We start from the raw sequence: 18,717 nt of genomic DNA, 5'->3' as shown, positions 1-18,717 counted from the left end.
GCTGAAGAATTAACCTTGGTCTTGTGTATCGTCAACCAGCGGGCTGGCGCGGTGTTCGGCGCGGATCTCTTCTTCCGGTAACGGCGCGGGTTCAGCAGCGGTGCTGGCTTCCACGGCGGTCGCCAGCGGTTGGCCGATTTTAGTCACGGACAGGCTTTGCAGCGAGTCGACCAGCTTCACCTGGCCCGGGGCAAACAGGTTGATCACGGTGGAACCCAGTTTGAAGCGGCCCATCTCCTGGCCTTTCAGCAGGGCGACGGAGCCTTCGCTGTCACCCGCGGGCCAGGTCCAGCGTTTAATAATGCCTTCGCGCGGCGGGGTCACGGTGCCGGACCACACGGTTTCGATGCTGCCGACGATAGTCGCGCCCACCAGAATTTGCGCCATTGGGCCAAATTCAGTATCAAACAGGCAGATGACGCGCTCGTTACGGGCGAACAGGTTAGGCACATTCTGCGCCGTCAGATGGTTAACCGAGAACAGGTCGCCAGGAACGTAGATCATTTCGCGCAGGATGCCGTTGCACGGCATGTGCACGCGGTGATAGTCGCGCGGCGACAGATAGGTGGTGGCGAAGCTGCCGTTACGGAACAGGTCGGCCATTTGATAGTTGCCGGCCAGCAGGGCTTCCAGGCTGTAGTCATGACCTTTGGCCTGCAGGATTTTATCGTCTTCAATGGCGCCAAGCTGGCTGATCACGCCGTCTGCCGGCATCACCAGCACATTGGGGTCGGTATTCAGCGGGCGTACGTCGTCGCGCAGCGGACGCACAAAGAAATCGTTGAAGGTGCGATAAGCCGCGGTATCCGGCTTCTGCGCCTCTTTCATATCGACCTTGTAGTATTTCACGAACAGATCGATGACCAGTTTCGTCAACCAACCTGCGCGTTTGCTCGCACCCCAGCCTGCGAGGCGGGTGAGCCACAGTTTAGGCAGAATGTATTGCAGTGAAAGTTTAAGATCGTTTAACAAAGTAGCCTCCAGGCCATGATATGTCGTTCCTGACCCCGCCCGCGGGCGGGGTCCTGAAAAAAGGGGACGATTCTATACGTAAACCTCGCCAAATGGCATCCGCGTTAGTCGCAGTTTGACCGCGTCCTGGCAGAGCCTGACGTGATGCTCAGCTTAATGATCAGTCATCGGACGAGGAAAAGTTTTTACGCGTTTTTACCTGTACCTGCTCCATGCTTTCGAGGATGCGGTGGTAGTTCTCAAAACGGCTTTCGGCGATCTTGCCGTTCTCTACCGCTTCGCGAAGCGCACAGCCAGGATCGTTATCGTGTTTACAGTCGCGGTATTTGCAATGGCCTAAATAATCATGGAATTCGACAAAGCCATGGGTGATTTGTTCCGCTTCCAGATGCCAGAGGCCAAATTCACGAACGCCCGGCGAATCAATCACATCGCCGCCGTGCGGGAAGTGGTAGAGGCGCGCCGCGGTGGTGGTGTGCTGGCCTAAGCCGGAAACGTCCGAGACATCATTGGTGAGAATTTGATCCTCATTCAGCCCCAGCAGGGCATTCAGCAGACTCGATTTACCGACCCCGGACTGCCCGGCGAAAATGCTGATGCGGTCGGTCAGGGCCGCTTCCAGCGGCTTGAGACCGTCCTGAGTCCGGCTGGAGACCATGAGCACGCGGTAGCCGATATTGCGGTAGATGTCCATTTGCTCATTGACGAAGCGCAGGCCATCGTCATCCAGCAGATCGATTTTATTCAGGACGATCAACGGCTCGATATCCTGCGCCTCGCAGGCCACCAGATAGCGATCGATAATATTCAGCGACAGTTCAGGCAGGATCGCGGAAACCACCACGATCTGATCGATATTGGCGGCGATAGGCTTCACGCCGTCGTAAAAATCCGGACGCGTCAGGACGGAGGCGCGCTCGTGCACCGCTTCGACGATCCCTTTGACGTTTACGCCGTCGGCGGCGTCTTTACCCGGCCGCCAGACCACGCGGTCGCCGGTGACCAGCGAACGGATTGTCCGGCGAATGTTGCAGCGATGGACGCTGCCGTCAGCGGATTCGACGTCGGCATGCATACCAAAGCGACTGATGACAATGCCTTCCGACGTTTCGCCAAACAGGTTGTCATCGTAGTCGGCCTTCTCCGCAGTGGTTTTCAGGCGGCGCTGGTGGTTGGCGTTGACGCGGCGCTGCTGGCCTTTGGAGAGTTTATTTTTACTCAATCGAACTGGCTCCTGGTCGCCCTGATGGGGCAAAACCTCTATGATACACGCTATTTTAGATGAATATAGTCACGCAAGAAGGGTGGAAAATAGCATGAGTGCAAATGAAAACAACCTCATTTGGATCGATCTTGAGATGACAGGGCTGGATCCGGAGCGCGATCGCATTATCGAAATCGCCACCCTGGTGACCGATGCCAACCTGAACATTTTGGCTGAAGGGCCGACTATCGCCGTGCATCAGTCGGATGCTCAGCTGGCATTAATGGACGAGTGGAATGTGCGGACGCATACCGGCAGCGGACTGGTGGATCGCGTGAAGGCCAGCGCCGTCAGCGAGCACGATGCCGAACTGGCGACCATTGAGTTTCTTAAGCAGTGGGTGCCGGCAGGCAAGTCGCCGATCTGCGGCAACAGCATCGGCCAGGATCGTCGCTTCCTGTTTAAGTACATGCCGCAACTGGAAGCCTATTTCCACTACCGCTATCTGGACGTCAGCACGCTGAAAGAGCTGGCTCGCCGCTGGAAGCCGGAAATTCTCGACGGCTTTAAAAAGCAGGGCACCCATCAGGCGATGGACGATATCCGCGAGTCGGTTGCCGAGCTGGCCTACTATCGCGAGCATTTCATTAAGCTGTAAACCAATACCGGGCCTGGTGCGGCCCGGTACATCTTTCTGATTATTTAAACCACTTTTGCTGCATCTGCTGGAAGTCAGGCGTCGCCATGACCGCGGTCAGGGCATCGTTGATGGCATTCAGCAACTCCGGATCGTCTTTGCGCACCGCAATCGCATACTGCTTACCGTAATAAGCCGGGTCGGTGGCCCGCTCATCCATGATGGCGTAGTCAGGGTTCTCTTGTTGCCAGGCGTCAAGGGTGGCGAAGTCGCTCATGACGCCGGTTATTTCGCCGGCTTTCAGCGCGGCTAAAGCGCTGGCGACGTCGTCGTAAGGGATCGCCTGCACGGCCTTCTGCTTATCGCGCAGATAGTGCTGGTGCAGCGTGCCTTTCACCACGCCGATTTTTTTGGCTTTCAGATCGGCAAAGGTATGGGCGACATCTTTATTGACGATCACCACCCCGGAGAGGGCCTGGCGATAGGGGCGGCTAAAGGCGACCTGCTTCTCGCGCATTGGGATCACTTCCATACCGGCAATCACCGCATCAAACTTCTTAAAGCGCAATGCCGGGATCAGGGTATCGAAACGCTGCGCCGTAAACTGGCACTGCGCCTGCATCTGCTGGCACAGGGCGTGAGCGAGATCGATATCGAAGCCGACGGGCTGATTTTTGCCGTTGGCGGTGACAAACGGCGGATTGGCCGTGGTAGTGCCAAAATGGAGCGTCTCGGCTGACGCGGTTCCGATGGCCAGCGTGCTCAGCAGCAGGACGGTGAGGACTTTTCTCATGCTAATTCCCTGTTTGGCGTCGTGGTGGCCACGTTATACGTCGCGCCACCGCACTATGATGCGAGCGATTTTGCGTCATTCAGCCGGGCGGAAAAAGCAATTTTGCCCGTTATGACGCTTATTTATACAATTCAGCGGCGTAGGTGGCGAGAAAATGTCCATTTAAACAAAAAACGCAAAAAAGTGATCGTCAGGGGGTTGCAGGGGCATCGAATTCTCGTATAATACGCCTCCCGTAACGACGCAGAAATGCAAATTACGACGCCATCAAAATATGGCAAAAAAAAGCAGTAACGCGGGAATAGCTCAGTTGGTAGAGCACGACCTTGCCAAGGTCGGGGTCGCGAGTTCGAGTCTCGTTTCCCGCTCCAAAATTTGAAAGCACCATCCTGATCACAGGGTTTCAACTCGCAGATGCGAGGCGAAAGCCGAAGATTAAGCGGGAATAGCTCAGTTGGTAGAGCACGACCTTGCCAAGGTCGGGGTCGCGAGTTCGAGTCTCGTTTCCCGCTCCAAAATTTGAAAGACATACCACACCAGTCGCAGTATTCAGGTTGCTACACGGTAGCTTGAATGACGATGATTAAGCGGGAATAGCTCAGTTGGTAGAGCACGACCTTGCCAAGGTCGGGGTCGCGAGTTCGAGTCTCGTTTCCCGCTCCAAATTTTCTTCCATCTCTTATTTATCCACAGTGCAATCCAGCGCCGGGGATGATTTTCATTTGATATCACAGAAATACTGTGAACAGAGTTATCCACAGGTTGTCGTTCCGTCTTTGACGGCGTAAATGCTTCGCTTTGTAAATAGTATCTTTATATACCATTGAAATTTAACAATTAAATTTCATTTCGAAATGTTAATCCGATCACTTGACCTCGGTCTGCGCCTTGAAACGCAATGTGTTTTAGATTTTATTCACAGCCTGTGAATGAATCAGGCGTCGCGCGGCAAGCCTTTCTCTACTACCCTGACCAGACGTAATTTTTTCGGCAGTTGTACTTCGACGGCGTCGGCGTTCCGCTTGTTTATTTGCTCAGCGATAGCCCATTCGATGTGCTCGTCGAGAAGCGGGTGCTCACCCCGGCGACTCTCCAGCGCGCGAAGATGGGCTTCATCCCAGGGCGCATTGCCCAGCGCGACGGCGATATTGCGCAGCCAGCGCAGGTGGCCAATGCGACGAATCGCCGACCCTTCGGTTACCTTCAGAAACCACGCTTCGCTCCAGGCGAACAGCTCCACCAGCGGTGGCGCATGCAACGCTTTGCGTGGACTGAAATCCTCTTCATCGGTGAGCTGTGAGAAACGGTTCCACGGACAGATCAACTGACAATCATCACAACCGTAAATACGGTTGCCGATAAGCGGACGGAACTCCTCCGGGATAGAGCCTTCCAGTTCAATGGTGAGATAGGAGATGCAGCGCCGGGCGTCGACGGTGTAGGGCTCAACGATGGCGCCGGTGGGGCAGATGGTCATGCAGGCGACGCAGCGTCCGCACTCCTCCGCAACCGGGCTGTCGACCGGTAGAGGCAGATCGATCAGCAGTTCGCCGAGGAAAAAGAATGATCCCGCGTCGCGGCTTAAGATAAGTGAGTGCTTACCTGTCCAGCCAAGGCCCGCTTTTTCTGCGATTGGCCGCTCCAGGATAGGCGCGGAATCGACAAAAGGTCTAAAATTGAGCGAAGCACACTGTTCCTGAATCTTCTCCCCCAGTTTTTTCAGGCGATTACGTAGCAGCTTATGATAATCACGCCCGAGGGCATAACGGCTGACGTAACCCAGTGCGGGATCTTTCAGGGTGCGGGCAAAGGCGGCGTTGGCGGGCAGATAGTTCATCCGCACGCTGATGACGCGTAACGTACCGGGCAGCAGTTCGTGGGGACGGGCGCGCATCATACCGTGACGGGCCATCCACTCCATTTCGCCGTGGTATTGTTTATCCAGCCATGCCTGCAGTTTGGGTTCGCTGGCGCTGAGGTCGGTATCGGCGATCCCCACCTGCTGGAACCCAAGCTCTGTGCCCCACTGTTTGATTTGTTGCGCTAACTGAACGAGATCGAGGGGCTGTGACATGATGGACCATACAATGACGAAAAACCCTGACAGTATACCATACAACATTTGGCCTGCGGAGGCGCTGCGCCTGGCCGAACGAGAGGCGGCGGACAGCCTGGGGCTGACGCTGTTCGAACTGATGCAGCGCGCGGGCGAGGCGGCCTTTCAACTGGCCAGCCGCGCTTATCCCGCCAGCGCGCACTGGCTGATCCTCTGCGGACATGGTAACAACGGCGGCGACGGATATGTCGTCGCGCGTCTGGCACAGGCCGCGGGGCGGCGGGTGACGCTGCTGGCGGTAGAGAGTGACAGCCCGCTGCCGGAAGAGGCGCAGGCGGCGCGGGAGGCGTGGCTTAACGCCGGCGGCGTGATCCATGCGGCGACTATCCCGTGGCCCGACGATATCTCACTGATTATTGATGGCCTGCTCGGCACCGGTCTGCGCAGTGCGCCGCGCGATCCCGTCGCGGCGCTCATCCACCAGGCGAACCACCACCCGGCGCCGGTGGTGGCGCTGGATATCCCTTCCGGCCTGAATGCGCAGACCGGCGCGACGCCAGGTGCAGTGGTTCAGGCTGACCGCACCCTGACCTTTATCGCCCTCAAACCCGGGCTGCTGACCGGCAAGGCGCGGGATGTCGTCGGGCATCTCCATCATCATGCCCTTGGGCTCGAGCGCTGGCTCGCCGGGCAAAGTACTCCCCTGACGCGGTTTTGCGCCGCCCACCTCGCCGACTGGCTGCCGCCGCGGCGGGCCACCTCCCATAAGGGCGATCACGGCAAGCTGGTGATTGTCGGCGGCGATCGCGGCACGGCAGGCGCTATCCGTATGTGCGGTGAAGCGGCCCTACGCAGCGGTGCAGGGCTGGTGCGAGTGCTTACTCACCCGGAGAACGTGGCGCCCATTGTCACCGTGCGGCCGGAATTAATGGTAGATGAACTGACGCCCCAGACCCTGAAAGCCGCGCTGGAATGGGCTGATGTGGTGGCGATTGGCCCGGGTCTGGGGCAGCGCGAATGGGGGCGCAGCGCCCTGCGCACGGTGGAAAGTTTTAACAAACCGATGGTCTGGGACGCCGACGCGCTGAACCTGCTGGCATTCAATCCCGATAAACGTCACAATCGCGTGTTAACGCCGCACCCCGGCGAAGCGGCCCGTCTGCTGAACGTCAGCGTGGCAGAAATTGAAAGCGATCGCTTACTTTCTGCGCAGCGTCTGGTAAAACGGTATGGTGGCGTGGTTGTGCTGAAAGGCGCGGGCACGGTGGTGGCCAGTGAAAGCGGGGCGATGGGCATTATCGATGCCGGCAATGCCGGGATGGCCAGCGGCGGGATGGGCGATGTGCTTACCGGCATTATTGCCGCATTGTTAGGACAGCACCTGACGCCGTATGATGCAGCCTGTGCCGGGTGCGTCGCTCATGGCGACGCCGCCGACCGACTGGCCGCCCGCGAGGGCACCCGCGGCATGCTGGCGACCGATCTCTTTTCCACGCTCAGGCGTGTTGTTAACCCGGATGTGATTGACGTAGACCATGATTAACCGAGTGATTCCTTTACCCGATGAGCAGGCCACGCTGGCCCTTGGCGACCGCATCGCGCAGGCCTGTACCGGCGCCACCGTGATTTATCTGTATGGTGATTTAGGCGCGGGGAAAACGACCTTCAGCCGCGGCTTTTTGCAGGCGCTCGGTCACCGCGGCAATGTCAAAAGCCCAACCTATACCCTGGTGGAGCCGTATACCCTCGAGAATCTGATGGTATATCACTTCGATCTCTACCGACTGGCGGATCCTGAGGAGCTCGAATTTATGGGGATCCGTGATTATTTTGCCGACGATGCCATCTGCCTGGTGGAATGGCCGCAGCAAGGCGCAGGTGTCCTGCCTGACCCGGACGTTGAAATTCACCTTGATTACCAGGCACAAGGGCGTGAGGCGCGTATTACCGCGATCTCCTCACGGGGTGAATCTTTACTGGCGCGTTTAGCCATTTAGCCTGAAGGATGACGGGATGAAGTATCGCATAACCACCTGGCTTGCCGCTGCGCTAATGCTCTCGAGTCTTCACGCCACTGCGGCGAGTTTATCCGATATCCAGGTCTCCAACGGAGACCAGCAGGCCCGTATTACCCTAAGTTTTGTCGGTGAGCCGGAGTACTCCTTTACCCCACAGGGTAAACGTCTGGTCGCGCTGGATATCAAGCAGACCGGCGTATTGCAGGGACTACCGCTGCAGTTTAGCGGCAGCAACCTGGTGAAGAGTATTCGCGCCGGTACGCCGCAGGATACGCAGACGCTGCGTCTGCTGGTGGATTTGACGGAAGATGGTAAAACGCGAGCGGTGAAGCAGCAGAACGGGGCGAATTACACGGTGGTCTTTACCATCAACGCCGACGCACCGCCGCCACCGCCACCGCCGCCTGTGGTGGTGAAACGGGCTGACCCGCCGCCAGTGATGCCTTCCCGGACGGCGACGTCAGGGCGTAACCCGTTCAGCTCGTCGGGTCATGAACGGCAGACGGCGATGACCTCCTCCCAGCTGGCGATGACCAACAATCAGACCGTGACTCGCCCGGCGGCCCGTACGGTGTCGGCGGATGATAAGGTGATTATCGCCATCGATGCCGGACACGGCGGTCAGGATCCTGGCGCAATTGGTCCGAATGGCACCAAAGAGAAGAACGTCACTATCGCTATCGCGCGCAAGCTGCGGGCGTTACTGAACGCCGATCCGCAGTTTAAGCCGGTGCTGACCCGCGACGGAGATTACTTTATTTCGGTGATGGGCCGCTCTGACGTAGCGCGTAAGCAAAACGCCAACTTCCTCGTCTCTATCCATGCTGATGCCGCGCCAAACCGCGATGCGACCGGCGCCTCGGTGTGGGTGCTCTCGAACCGTCGCGCCAACAGCGAAATGGCCGGTTGGCTCGAGCAGCATGAGAAGCAGTCTGAACTGCTCGGCGGGGCAGGCGACGTGCTGGCGAACAGCCAGGCCGACCCCTACCTGAGCCAGGCGGTGCTGGATCTGCAGTTCGGTCATTCCCAGCGCGTCGGCTACGATGTGGCGACCAACGTGCTGAGCCAGCTGCAGCGCATTGGCAACCTGCACAAACGCCGCCCGGAGCATGCCAGCCTCGGTGTATTGCGCTCGCCGGATATCCCGTCGATCCTCGTGGAAACGGGCTTTATCAGTAACAACGGTGAAGAGCGGCTGCTGGGGAGCGATGATTACCAGGAGCAGATTGCGGAGGCGATTTATAACGGCCTGCGCAACTACTTTATGCAGCATCCGCTGCAGTCGGCGCCTCGCGGCGAGGCGGCGCAGACCGCCAGCGCCGCAGCGCCAGGCGGGATGTTGATTAACTAAGGAGCAGGGGATGCCGATTCAGGTTCTGCCGCCGCAGCTCGCCAACCAGATTGCCGCCGGCGAAGTGGTGGAGCGGCCCGCGTCGGTGGTGAAAGAGCTGGTTGAGAACAGTCTTGATGCTGGCGCTACGCGGATTGACATTGATATCGAACGCGGCGGCGCGAAGCTCATTCGCATCCGCGATAACGGCAGCGGCATCAAAAAAGACGAGCTGGCGTTGGCCCTGGCTCGTCATGCGACCAGTAAGATCGCCTCGCTTGACGATCTGGAGGCGATTATCAGCCTCGGCTTTCGCGGCGAAGCGCTGGCCAGTATCAGTTCGGTGGCGCGCTTAACGCTGACTTCGCGCACGGCGGAGCAGCAGGAAGCCTGGCAGGCTTATGCCGAAGGCCGCGATCAGGCGGTAACGGTGAAGCCGGCGGCGCACCCGGTCGGCACCACCCTGGAAGTCCTCGATCTGTTCTACAACACGCCGGCGCGGCGCAAATTTATGCGCACCGAAAAAACCGAGTTCGGCCACATTGACGAGGTGGTGCGCCGCATTGCGCTGGCGCGCTTCGACGTCACCATTAACCTCAACCATAACGGTAAGGTGATACGACAGTATCGGGCAGTGGCGCAGGATGGCCAGCGGGAGCGGCGGCTGGGAACCATTTGCGGCGCCGCTTTTCTCGAACATGCGCTGGCGATCGAGTGGCAGCATGGCGATCTGACCCTGCGCGGCTGGGTTGCCGATCCGCTCCATACCACCCCGGCGCTGGCGGAAATTCAGTACTGTTACGTCAACGGCCGGATGATGCGCGACCGGCTGATCAATCATGCTATCCGCCAGGCCTGTGAAGACAAGCTGGGCGCCGATCAGCAGCCGGCGTTTGTGCTGTATCTGGAGATCGATCCCCATCAGGTGGATGTGAACGTCCATCCGGCCAAGCATGAGGTGCGTTTCCATCAGTCTCGCCTGGTGCATGACTTTATCTACCAGGGCGTACTGAGCGTGCTGCAGCAACAGCTTGATGCGCCGCTGGCGGAAAAAGACGACCCGCCGACGCCGCGCCAGATGCCGGAGAACCGCATCGCCGCAGGCGGCAACCAGTTTGCTCGGCCGTCGGAAGCGCGTGAACCGGCAACCCGATTCAGCATGACATCATCGCGTGAGCCGGCTGCCTCCGGCGGCAGTTCGGGCGGCGCGAGCTGGCCGCATGCGCAGCCGGGTTACCAGAAGCAGCAGGGGGCGCTTTATCGTCAGTTGCTCGACACGCCCGCCGCTCCGCGACCCGCGCAGCCGTCCGCCGCCCCGGCGGAACTGGCTGGTCACAGTCAGAGTTTTGGCAGAGTGCTGACGATTGTCGGCGGCGATTGCGCGCTGCTGGAGCGCGAGGGCAGTCTGGCGCTGCTGTCGTTGACCGTTGCCGAGCGCTGGCTGCGCCAGGCGCAGTTGACGCCGGGTACGGAAGCGGTATGTGCCCAGCCGCTGCTGATCCCGTTGCGGTTAAAAGTCACGGAAGGGGAGAAGCGGGCGCTGGCCGCTGCGCAGTCGGCGCTGACGCAGTTGGGGATCGAGCTTCATACCGATGCCCTGCACGTGACGGTGCGCGCGGTCCCTTTACCCTTAAGACAACAAAATTTACAAATCTTGATTCCTGAACTGATAGGCTACCTGGCGCAGCAAAACGCATTCGACGTCGGCAACATCGCCCAATGGATGGCGCGTAATCTGACGAGCGAACAGGCGTCATGGAATATGGCGCAGGCGATTGCGCTGCTGGCGGACGTCGAACGTCTTTGCCCGCAGCTGGTGAAAACGCCGCCGGGTGGCCTGTTACAACCTGTAGATCTCCATTCGGCGATGAATGCCCTGAAAGATGAATGATGTAACCGAGGCGAGCCTGCCCAAGGCAATTTTTTTAATGGGCCCGACGGCCTCAGGTAAAACCGCGCTGGCGATAGCCTTACGTAAAGTTTTGCCAGTAGAGTTGATTAGTGTTGATTCCGCCCTCATTTATCGGGGAATGGATATTGGCACTGCCAAACCGGATGCCGCGGAGCTTAGCGCTGCGCCGCACCGGCTGCTGGATATTTTGGATCCCGCAGAAGCCTATTCCGCGGCTGATTTTCGCCGCGACGCGCTGGCGGCGATGGCCGATATTGTCGCCGCCGGGCGTATTCCGCTGTTAGTCGGCGGAACGATGTTGTATTTCAAAGCGTTGCTGGAAGGATTGTCGCCCTTACCGTCGGCTGACCCAGAGGTCAGAGCGCGGATTGAGCAGCAGGCCGCAGAGCAGGGGTGGAACGCGTTACATCAGCAATTACAGGAAATTGATCCCGTGGCTGCTGCGCGTATTCATCCAAATGATCCGCAAAGGCTTTCCCGGGCACTGGAAGTTTTTTTCATTTCGGGTAAAACTTTAACGGAACTGACGCAAACGTCAGGAGACGCTCTGCCATATCAGGTGCATCAGTTCGCCATCGCCCCGGCGAGCCGTGAACTGCTCCATCAACGCATAGAACAGCGTTTTCATCAGATGTTAGCTTCAGGTTTTGAAGCAGAAGTACGGGCGCTTTTTGCCCGCGGAGATTTGCATACGGATATGCCTTCCATCCGTTGTGTTGGATACCGCCAGATGTGGTCATACCTCAATGGCGAGATCCCTTATGATGAGATGGTTTATCGAGGTGTTTGCGCCACGAGACAGTTAGCCAAACGTCAGGTCACCTGGCTGCGCGGTTGGGAAGGTGTGCACTGGTTAGACAGTGAACAACCTGAACAAGCGCTCAACAAAGTATTACAGGTTGTTGGTGCGAGCCAGAACTGAACGTGTACAATTGAACGGTATCGTGCGTAATTTTTTTTAAGAATCGTAAGGTTCTGAGTACAAAACAAGCATACATATAAGGAAAAGAGAGAATGGCTAAGGGGCAATCTTTACAAGATCCGTTCCTGAACGCTTTGCGTCGGGAACGCGTTCCGGTTTCTATTTATTTGGTGAATGGTATCAAGCTGCAAGGGCAAATTGAGTCTTTCGATCAGTTCGTGATCCTGTTGAAGAACACGGTCAGCCAGATGGTCTATAAGCACGCAATTTCTACTGTTGTCCCGTCTCGCCCGGTGTCTCACCACAGCAATAATGCTGGCGGCGGTTCCAGTAACTATCACCACGGTGGTAGCGCGCAGGGCTCTTCTGCGCCGCAACAAGACAGCGACGACGCCGAATAAGGCCAGTGCTGTTTTTCCACGCCGGGGAGCCAGGTTTTCTGTGTTCCCCGCTGGTATTTTATAAGGGGTTTACGCTTGTTTGACCGTTATGACGCCGGTGAGCAGGCGGTACTGGTACACATCTATTTTTCGCAAGACAAAGATATGGAAGATCTCCAGGAGTTTGAAACTCTGGCCTCTTCCGCCGGTGTCGAAGCAATGCAGGTGATTACCGGTAGCCGTAAAGCACCGCACCCGAAGTATTTTGTTGGTGAAGGTAAGGCAGTCGAAATTGCGGAAGCCGTTAAAGCGACCGGCGCGTCGGTCGTGCTCTTCGATCATGCCCTGAGTCCGGCGCAAGAACGCAACCTGGAACGTCTGTGCGAATGCCGGGTTATCGATCGCACCGGTCTTATTTTAGATATTTTCGCCCAGCGCGCGCGCACCCATGAAGGGAAACTGCAGGTTGAGCTGGCGCAGTTGCGCCATATGGCAACCCGCCTCGTCCGCGGCTGGACCCACCTTGAAAGACAGAAAGGCGGGATTGGTTTGCGTGGCCCGGGTGAAACCCAGCTCGAAACCGACCGTCGTTTATTGCGTAACCGCATCATGCAGATCCTGTCGCGACTGGAAAAAGTTGAGAAACAGCGTGAGCAGGGGCGGCGGTCGCGCGCGAAAGCCGATATTCCAACCGTGTCGCTGGTGGGCTACACCAACGCCGGAAAATCAACGCTCTTTAACCAGATCACCGCTGCCGAGGTCTATGCCGCGAACCAGCTGTTCGCCACCCTGGACCCGACGCTGCGCCGCATTGACGTCCCTGACGTCGGCGAAACGGTACTGGCCGATACCGTCGGCTTTATTCGCCATCTGCCGCACGATCTGGTAGCCGCGTTTAAAGCGACGTTGCAGGAGACGCGTCAGGCGACGCTGCTGCTGCATGTGATTGACGCGGCGGATGTCCGTGTGCAGGAAAACATTGATGCGGTAAATACGGTTCTCGCTGAGATTGAAGCCGATGAGATCCCCGCGCTGATGGTGATGAACAAAATCGACATGCTTGACGATTTTGAGCCGCGCATCGATCGCGACGATGAAAATAAACCGATTCGGGTCTGGCTTTCAGCCCAGACCGGGGTTGGCGTACCACTGCTTTTTCAGGCATTAACGGAACGTCTTTCCGGTGAAGTGGCCCAGCATACGCTGCGCTTACCGCCGAAAGAAGGGCGACTGAGAAGCCGTTTCTATCAGCTTCAGGCGATAGAAAAAGAGTGGATGGAGGATGACGGCAGCGTGAGTCTGCAGGTGCGCATGCCGATCGTTGACTGGCGGCGCCTCTGTAAGCAAGAGCCAACGCTTGTTGACTATGTGGTTTAACCTTGCAGCTTGCCTGAAGATATTGACCCCTGTGGGGATATCAAAAACAAATATGGAGCATATACATGGCGTGGAATCAGCCCGGTAATAACGGACAGGACCGCGACCCGTGGGGGAGCAGCAAACCTGGCGGCAACTCTGAGGGAAATGGCAACAAAGGTGGTCGCGAGCAGGGGCCGCCGGATCTGGATGATATCTTCCGCAAGTTAAGTAAAAAACTTGGCGGGCTCGGCGGCGGCAAGGGCGGACTGGGCGGTGGTAATAACGCGCAGACCCCTCGCGGACCGATGGGCGGGCGTATTGTCGGCATCGTTGCCGCGGCGGCAGTGATTATCTGGGCGGCCAGCGGTTTTTATACCATTAAAGAAGCCGAACGCGGCGTCGTGACCCGTTTTGGTAAGTTCAGCCATCTGGTTGAGCCAGGCCTGAACTGGAAACCGACCTTTATCGATAACGTTCAGGCGGTGAACGTGGAGTCGGTACGTGAACTGGCCGCTTCCGGCGTCATGCTGACCTCTGACGAAAACGTCGTGCGCGTTGAGATGAACGTGCAGTACCGCGTCACCGATCCGGAACGCTATCTGTTTAGCGTTACCAGCGCGGATGACAGTCTGCGTCAGGCGACTGACAGCGCGCTGCGCGGCGTGATCGGCAAATACACCATGGATCGCATTCTGACCGAAGGTCGTACTGTGATCCGTAGCGATACCCAGCGCGAGCTGGAAGAGACTATCCGCCCGTACAACATGGGGATCACCCTGCTGGACGTCAACTTCCAGACGGCACGTCCGCCGGAAGAGGTGAAGGCGGCGTTTGACGATGCCATTGCCGCGCGTGAGAACGAGCAGCAGTACATCCGTGAAGCGGAAGCTTATACCAACGAAGTACAGCCGCGGGCGAATGGCCAGGCGCAGCGTATCCTTGAAGAGGCGCGTGCCTACAAGACCCAGACCGTCCTGGAAGCCCAGGGTGAAGTGGCTCGCTTTGCTAAGCTCCTGCCGGAATACAAAGCCGCGCCGGAAATTACCCGCGAGCGTCTGTATATCGAAACCATGGAAAAAGTGCTGAGCCACACCCGCAAAGTGCTGGTCAATGACAGCAAAAACGGCAATCTGATGGTTCTGCCGCTTGACCAGATGCTGAAAGGCGCCGCTGCGCCGGCAGCAAAGAGCGATAGCAGTGACGCCAGCGATCTGCTGCGTCTGCCACCTGCATCCAGCACAGGCAGCGCCAGCACCTCATCAACCTCGAGCTCAACCGGGGGTAGCATTATGGACCAACGCCGCGCTAACGCGCAGCGTAACGACTACCAGCGTCAGGGGGAATAACGATGCGTAAATCTGTTATCGCGATCATTGTCATCGTGCTGGTAGTGCTCTACATGTCAGTCTTTGTCGTAAAGGAAGGCGAGCGCGGGATTACGCTGCGTTTCGGTAAAGTTCTGCGCGACGACGAAAACAAGCCGCTGGTGTATGCGCCGGGCCTGCACTTCAAGATCCCGTTTATCGAATCGGTGAAGATGCTGGATGCGCGTATCCAGACCATGGACAACCAGGCTGACCGTTTTGTGACCAAAGAGAAAAAAGACCTGATCGTCGACTCCTATATCAAGTGGCGCATCAGTGACTTCAGCCGTTACTACCTGGCAACCGGCGGCGGCGACGTCTCCCAGGCCGAGGTGCTGCTGAAGCGTAAATTCTCTGACCGTCTGCGTTCTGAAATTGGTCGTCTGGATGTGAAAGACATCGTCACCGACTCCCGTGGCCGCCTGACGCTGGAAGTGCGCGATGCGCTGAACTCGGGTTCTGCTGGCACGGAAGACGAGGTCAGCACCCCGGCGGCTGATGACGCTATCGCCAAAGCCGCTGAGCGGGTGGAAGCGGAAACCAACGGCAAAGTGCAGGTGATCAACCCGAACAGTATGGCGGCGCTGGGTATCGAAGTTGTCGACGTGCGTATCAAACAGATCAACCTGCCGGCAGAAGTGTCGGAAGCGATTTATAACCGTATGCGCGCGGAGCGTGAAGCGGTTGCTCGTCGCCACCGTTCACAGGGTCAGGAAGAAGCTGAGAAACTGCGCGCGACCGCAGACTACGAAGTCACCAAGACGCTGGCGGAAGCCGAGCGCCAGGGTCGTATCCTGCGTGGTGAAGGCGATGCGGAATCGGCAAAACTGTTTGCCGACGCGTTCAGCCAGGATCCAGGCTTCTACTCCTTTATCCGTAGCCTGCGCGCCTATGAGAAGAGCTTCCAGAGCAACCAGGATGTGATGGTCCTGAGCCCGGACAGCGATTTCTTCCGCTATATGCGTTCACCGGATTCGGCGCGTAAATAAGCCGCAGAGGGTGTAAGCCTGAAGTGCTAACGCGAAAAGGCGCCTGTTTCAGGCGCCTTTTTTCATACTGCGGGGGCGTGAATTAGTTGCCGAGCAGTTTGTTCAGCAGGCCACCGATCACCGGCAGGTTCGCCAGCGCACTTTCGATGGTGCCACCGATAGTCGACCCAACGCTTTCGCCCAGGGTTTTGCCCAGGTCTGGCGCCAGGTCGGCCAGATTGAGGGTGCCAATCAGCGGCAGGTTGATGCTCAGGGCATCGGTACCCATCGTCCATGCGGCGGCGCCGACCTTGCTGCCTAAGGAAGCCAGGCCATCCTGTAACCAGCCTGCGCCGCTCACATTTTCGATTTCAAACGCGGTTAATTCTCTCATGATAATCTTCCTGATTATGTAGACGTACCGGGTTGTAGTACGCGACGGCATAGTTACAATTTAAAAAATATGCAGCAATACAATTAGTTGTGAATTTTGTTTCACCTTGCCAGTTCATAATGAAGATGAAATACGGGACAATATGAAATGAGTGAATGAATTCACCATGCTGGCCGATGACGCCCGCGAGGGCGACGATAATACTTTTCAATTAGGGTTGATAATGAACTCCACCATTTGGCTGGCGCTGGCGCTGGTTTTAGTACTCGAAGGGCTCGGCCCGCTGCTCTATCCTCGCGCCTGGCGCAAAATGGTCGCCAGCCTGAGCCAGTTACCGGATAATTTATTGCGCCGCTTTGGCGGCGGACTTGTGGTTGCAGGGATTGTGATCTACTACATGTTGAGGAAATCGATTGGCTGATCAAAAAGTGGTCGGATTTGCCTTATTTTGGATGCAAAAAGTGCTGTAACTCTGAAAAAGCGATGGTAGAATCCATTTTTAAGCAAACGGTGATTTTGAAAAATGGGTAACAACGTCGTCGTACTGGGCACCCAATGGGGTGACGAAGGTAAAGGGAAGATCGTCGATCTCCTGACAGAACGGGCTAAATATGTTGTGCGCTACCAGGGTGGCCATAACGCAGGCCATACTCTCGTAATCAACGGTGAAAAAACCGTCCTCCATCTTATTCCATCAGGTATTCTCCGTGAGAATGTAATCAGCATCATCGGTAACGGTGTTGTGCTGTCTCCGGCTGCGCTGATGAAAGAGATGAAAGGTCTGGAAGACCGTGGTATCCCTGTTCGTGAGCGTCTGCTGCTGTCCGAAGCCTGCCCGCTTATCCTCGACTATCACGTGGCGCTGGACGTCGCACGTGAGAAAGCACGCGGTGCGAAAGCTATCGGTACGACCGGTCGCGGTATCGGCCCGGCTTACGAAGATAAAGTTGCTCGTCGCGGTCTGCGCGTTGGCGACCTGTTTGATAAAGCCACCTTCGCTGACAAACTGAAAGAAGTGATGGAATATCACAACTTCCAGTTGGTGAACTTCTACAAAGCAGAAGCGGTTGACTACCAGAAAGTGCTGGACGATGTCATGGCGATTGCCGACATCCTCACCGGCATGGTCGTTGATGTTTCCGATCTGCTGGATCAGGCGCGTAAGCGCGGCGACTTCGTGATGTTCGAAGGCGCGCAGGGCACGCTGCTGGATATCGACCACGGTACCTATCCGTACGTAACTTCCTCTAACACCACCGCGGGTGGCGTGGCAACCGGTTCTGGCCTGGGTCCGCGTTATGTGGATTACGTACTGGGTATCATCAAAGCTTACTCGACTCGCGTAGGCGCGGGTCCGTTCCCGACCGAGCTGTTTGATGAAACTGGCGAGTTCCTCTGCAAGCAGGGTAACGAATTCGGCGCCACCACCGGTCGTCGTCGTCGTACCGGCTGGCTGGACGCGGTTGCAGTACGCCGCGCGGTGCAGATTAACTCCCTGTCCGGCTTCTGCCTGACTAAACTGGACGTCCTCGACGGCCTGAAAGAAGTGAAAATCTGCGTCGGCTACCGTATGCCGGACGGCCGTGAAGTGACCACCACTCCGCTGGCTGCCGACAACTGGGAAGGTATCGAGCCTATCTACGAAACCATGCCGGGCTGGTCCGAAACCACCTTTGGCGTGAAAGAGCGCAGCGGTCTGCCGCAGGCAGCGCTGAACTACATCGCTCGTATTGAAGAGCTGACCGGCGTGCCGGTGGATATCATCTCTACTGGTCCAGACCGTACCGAGACCATGATTCTGCGCGACCCGTTCGACGCGTAATCACTCTCAAGGGGCGCCGTTCGGGCGCCCTTGTTTTTGCTGTTCGCCCGCCCCATTTCAAATAAATTAGCGGCCTGAGCGCTGGCTGGTTTATCATCAATAATAATGATGTCGCTCGACATACCCTGTTTTCTTTTCCCTGAGGTTTATGTGCAGTTAACGAGTTTCACCGATTACGGATTACGCGCGCTGATTTATATGGCGTCGCTGCCGGAAGGACGCATGACCAGCATCTCGGAAGTGACCGAGGTCTATGGCGTCTCCCGTAATCATATGGTTAAAATAATCAATCAGTTAAGCCGCATGGGCTACGTGACTGCCGTGCGGGGGAAGAATGGGGGCATTCGCCTCGGTAAACCAGCAGGGCAGATCCGCGTGGGCGACGTGGTGCGCGACCTTGAACCCTTATCGCTGGTCAACTGCAGCAGCGAATTTTGCCACATTACACCAGCCTGTCGTCTGAAACAGGCGCTAGCTGAAGCCGCGCAGAGTTTTCTCAAGGAGCTGGATAACTATACGCTGGCTGATTTGGTTGAGAAGAATCAACCGCTTTATAAATTATTACTGGTGGAGTGACGCCACTCTG

The 18,717-nt window shown here is 57.2% G+C and carries 18 protein-coding genes and 3 tRNA genes; 16 read left to right on the top strand and 5 right to left on the bottom strand.

Annotation, left to right across the window (positions count from 1 at the left end):
* Positions 1 to 9 precede the first annotated feature (9 nt).
* The gene (gene asd / locus SP68_RS23560) at positions 10 to 972 is read right to left on the bottom strand and encodes an archaetidylserine decarboxylase (RefSeq protein WP_012969117.1); all 963 of its coding nucleotides are present in this window, start codon (positions 970 to 972) and stop codon (positions 10 to 12) included.
* Positions 973 to 1,132: 160 nt separating this feature from the next.
* Positions 1,133 to 2,194, bottom strand: a complete 1,062-nt coding sequence (rsgA, locus tag SP68_RS23555; protein WP_008807202.1) for a small ribosomal subunit biogenesis GTPase RsgA — start codon at positions 2,192 to 2,194, stop codon at positions 1,133 to 1,135.
* 94 nt (positions 2,195 to 2,288) lie between these two features.
* Here rsgA and orn point away from each other — a divergent pair, with 94 nt between their 5' ends.
* A complete protein-coding gene (gene orn / locus SP68_RS23550; protein WP_004206435.1) occupies positions 2,289 to 2,834 on the top strand; it encodes an oligoribonuclease in 546 nt (181 codons plus the stop codon).
* 40 nt (positions 2,835 to 2,874) lie between these two features.
* Here the strand turns inward: orn and SP68_RS23545 are convergent, their stop codons facing one another.
* Positions 2,875 to 3,606 carry a transporter substrate-binding domain-containing protein gene (locus SP68_RS23545; RefSeq protein WP_016160145.1) on the bottom strand — a complete coding sequence of 244 codons (732 nt, stop codon included), beginning with the start codon at positions 3,604 to 3,606 and terminating at the stop codon, positions 2,875 to 2,877.
* A 295-nt stretch (positions 3,607 to 3,901) separates the two neighbouring features.
* Here SP68_RS23545 and SP68_RS23540 point away from each other — a divergent pair.
* From SP68_RS23540 to SP68_RS23530, 3 genes are all read left to right on the top strand, one after another.
* Positions 3,902 to 3,977, top strand: a tRNA-Gly gene (locus SP68_RS23540).
* Positions 3,978 to 4,045: 68 nt separating this feature from the next.
* Positions 4,046 to 4,121 (top strand) — tRNA-Gly (locus SP68_RS23535).
* Positions 4,122 to 4,193: 72 nt separating this feature from the next.
* Positions 4,194 to 4,269, top strand: a tRNA-Gly gene (locus SP68_RS23530).
* 271 nt (positions 4,270 to 4,540) lie between these two features.
* On the opposite strand, the gene queG is transcribed toward SP68_RS23530, so the two are convergent.
* Positions 4,541 to 5,680 (bottom strand): tRNA epoxyqueuosine(34) reductase QueG, encoded by a 1,140-nt coding sequence (gene queG / locus SP68_RS23525; RefSeq protein ID WP_008807198.1) that lies wholly within the window; start codon positions 5,678 to 5,680, stop codon positions 4,541 to 4,543.
* 13 nt (positions 5,681 to 5,693) lie between these two features.
* On the opposite strand from queG, the gene nnr reads away from it, so the two are divergent.
* The 9 genes from nnr to hflC all read left to right on the top strand — a co-directional run bounded on the left by nnr (position 5,694) and on the right by hflC (position 15,936).
* Positions 5,694 to 7,205, top strand: a complete 1,512-nt coding sequence (gene nnr / locus SP68_RS23520) for a bifunctional ADP-dependent NAD(P)H-hydrate dehydratase/NAD(P)H-hydrate epimerase (RefSeq protein WP_162500015.1) — start codon at positions 5,694 to 5,696, stop codon at positions 7,203 to 7,205.
* Entirely contained in the window at positions 7,198 to 7,659 is a 462-nt protein-coding gene (tsaE, locus tag SP68_RS23515; protein ID WP_012543113.1) for a tRNA (adenosine(37)-N6)-threonylcarbamoyltransferase complex ATPase subunit type 1 TsaE, read from the top strand. Before nnr ends, tsaE begins: the two co-directional genes overlap by 8 nt.
* A gap of 16 nt (positions 7,660 to 7,675) precedes the next feature.
* Entirely contained in the window at positions 7,676 to 9,031 is a 1,356-nt protein-coding gene (gene amiB / locus SP68_RS23510; protein WP_040971206.1) for an N-acetylmuramoyl-L-alanine amidase AmiB, read from the top strand.
* Between the two features lie 10 nt (positions 9,032 to 9,041).
* On the top strand, positions 9,042 to 10,901 hold the full coding sequence (gene mutL / locus SP68_RS23505; RefSeq protein WP_032734062.1) for a DNA mismatch repair endonuclease MutL: 1,860 nt from the start codon (positions 9,042 to 9,044) through the stop codon (positions 10,899 to 10,901).
* On the top strand, positions 10,894 to 11,844 hold the full coding sequence (gene miaA / locus SP68_RS23500; RefSeq protein WP_002885652.1) for a tRNA (adenosine(37)-N6)-dimethylallyltransferase MiaA: 951 nt from the start codon (positions 10,894 to 10,896) through the stop codon (positions 11,842 to 11,844). The genes mutL and miaA overlap by 8 nt, the downstream gene beginning before the upstream one ends.
* 92 nt (positions 11,845 to 11,936) lie before the next feature.
* Entirely contained in the window at positions 11,937 to 12,245 is a 309-nt protein-coding gene (gene hfq / locus SP68_RS23495) for an RNA chaperone Hfq (RefSeq protein ID WP_002885659.1), read from the top strand.
* A 75-nt stretch (positions 12,246 to 12,320) separates the two neighbouring features.
* The gene (gene hflX / locus SP68_RS23490) at positions 12,321 to 13,601 is read left to right on the top strand and encodes a ribosome rescue GTPase HflX (RefSeq protein WP_008807194.1); all 1,281 of its coding nucleotides are present in this window, start codon (positions 12,321 to 12,323) and stop codon (positions 13,599 to 13,601) included.
* A gap of 65 nt (positions 13,602 to 13,666) precedes the next feature.
* The gene (gene hflK, locus SP68_RS23485; RefSeq protein ID WP_012543112.1) at positions 13,667 to 14,929 is read left to right on the top strand and encodes an FtsH protease activity modulator HflK; all 1,263 of its coding nucleotides are present in this window, start codon (positions 13,667 to 13,669) and stop codon (positions 14,927 to 14,929) included.
* A 2-nt stretch (positions 14,930 to 14,931) separates the two neighbouring features.
* Positions 14,932 to 15,936: a protease modulator HflC gene (gene hflC / locus SP68_RS23480; RefSeq protein ID WP_002885662.1), complete on the top strand. Its 1,005-nt coding sequence runs from the start codon at positions 14,932 to 14,934 to the stop codon at positions 15,934 to 15,936.
* Between the two features lie 82 nt (positions 15,937 to 16,018).
* Here hflC and SP68_RS23475 read toward each other — a convergent pair whose 3' ends face one another.
* Positions 16,019 to 16,309 (bottom strand): hypothetical protein, encoded by a 291-nt coding sequence (locus tag SP68_RS23475; protein WP_023339447.1) that lies wholly within the window; start codon positions 16,307 to 16,309, stop codon positions 16,019 to 16,021.
* Between the two features lie 223 nt (positions 16,310 to 16,532).
* Here SP68_RS23475 and SP68_RS23470 point away from each other — a divergent pair, with 223 nt between their 5' ends.
* The 3 genes from SP68_RS23470 (at position 16,533) to nsrR (ending at position 18,707) form a co-directional block, all read left to right on the top strand.
* Positions 16,533 to 16,730, top strand: a complete 198-nt coding sequence (locus SP68_RS23470) for a DUF2065 domain-containing protein (protein WP_002885664.1) — start codon at positions 16,533 to 16,535, stop codon at positions 16,728 to 16,730.
* Between the two features lie 102 nt (positions 16,731 to 16,832).
* A complete protein-coding gene (locus SP68_RS23465; protein ID WP_008807190.1) occupies positions 16,833 to 18,131 on the top strand; it encodes an adenylosuccinate synthase in 1,299 nt (432 codons plus the stop codon).
* 150 nt (positions 18,132 to 18,281) lie between these two features.
* Positions 18,282 to 18,707 (top strand): nitric oxide-sensing transcriptional repressor NsrR, encoded by a 426-nt coding sequence (gene nsrR / locus SP68_RS23460; RefSeq protein ID WP_002885667.1) that lies wholly within the window; start codon positions 18,282 to 18,284, stop codon positions 18,705 to 18,707.
* Positions 18,708 to 18,717: the final 10 nt, after the last annotated feature.

The sequence above is a fragment of the Klebsiella variicola genome, assembly GCF_000828055.2.
Lineage (GTDB): Bacteria > Pseudomonadota > Gammaproteobacteria > Enterobacterales > Enterobacteriaceae > Klebsiella > Klebsiella variicola.
Note: the sequence above shows the minus strand (reverse complement) of the source record. Positions and strands in the feature narration are given on the sequence as shown.

Bases quoted from the DNA above. Each gene is read 5' to 3' on its own strand.
- orn (WP_004206435.1), top strand. From the start codon at position 2,289: ATGAGTGCAAATGAAAACAACCTCATTTGGATCGATCTTGAGATGACA.
- SP68_RS23545 (WP_016160145.1), bottom strand. From the start codon at position 3,606: ATGAGAAAAGTCCTCACCGTCCTGCTGCTGAGCACGCTGGCCATCGGA.
- queG (WP_008807198.1), bottom strand. From the start codon at position 5,680: ATGTCACAGCCCCTCGATCTCGTTCAGTTAGCGCAACAAATCAAACAG.
- nnr (WP_162500015.1), top strand. From the start codon at position 5,694: ATGACGAAAAACCCTGACAGTATACCATACAACATTTGGCCTGCGGAG.
- tsaE (WP_012543113.1), top strand. From the start codon at position 7,198: ATGATTAACCGAGTGATTCCTTTACCCGATGAGCAGGCCACGCTGGCC.
- amiB (WP_040971206.1), top strand. From the start codon at position 7,676: ATGAAGTATCGCATAACCACCTGGCTTGCCGCTGCGCTAATGCTCTCG.
- mutL (WP_032734062.1), top strand. From the start codon at position 9,042: ATGCCGATTCAGGTTCTGCCGCCGCAGCTCGCCAACCAGATTGCCGCC.
- miaA (WP_002885652.1), top strand. From the start codon at position 10,894: ATGAATGATGTAACCGAGGCGAGCCTGCCCAAGGCAATTTTTTTAATG.
- hfq (WP_002885659.1), top strand. From the start codon at position 11,937: ATGGCTAAGGGGCAATCTTTACAAGATCCGTTCCTGAACGCTTTGCGT.
- hflK (WP_012543112.1), top strand. From the start codon at position 13,667: ATGGCGTGGAATCAGCCCGGTAATAACGGACAGGACCGCGACCCGTGG.
- hflC (WP_002885662.1), top strand. From the start codon at position 14,932: ATGCGTAAATCTGTTATCGCGATCATTGTCATCGTGCTGGTAGTGCTC.
- SP68_RS23475 (WP_023339447.1), bottom strand. From the start codon at position 16,309: ATGAGAGAATTAACCGCGTTTGAAATCGAAAATGTGAGCGGCGCAGGC.
- SP68_RS23470 (WP_002885664.1), top strand. From the start codon at position 16,533: ATGAACTCCACCATTTGGCTGGCGCTGGCGCTGGTTTTAGTACTCGAA.
- SP68_RS23465 (WP_008807190.1), top strand. From the start codon at position 16,833: ATGGGTAACAACGTCGTCGTACTGGGCACCCAATGGGGTGACGAAGGT.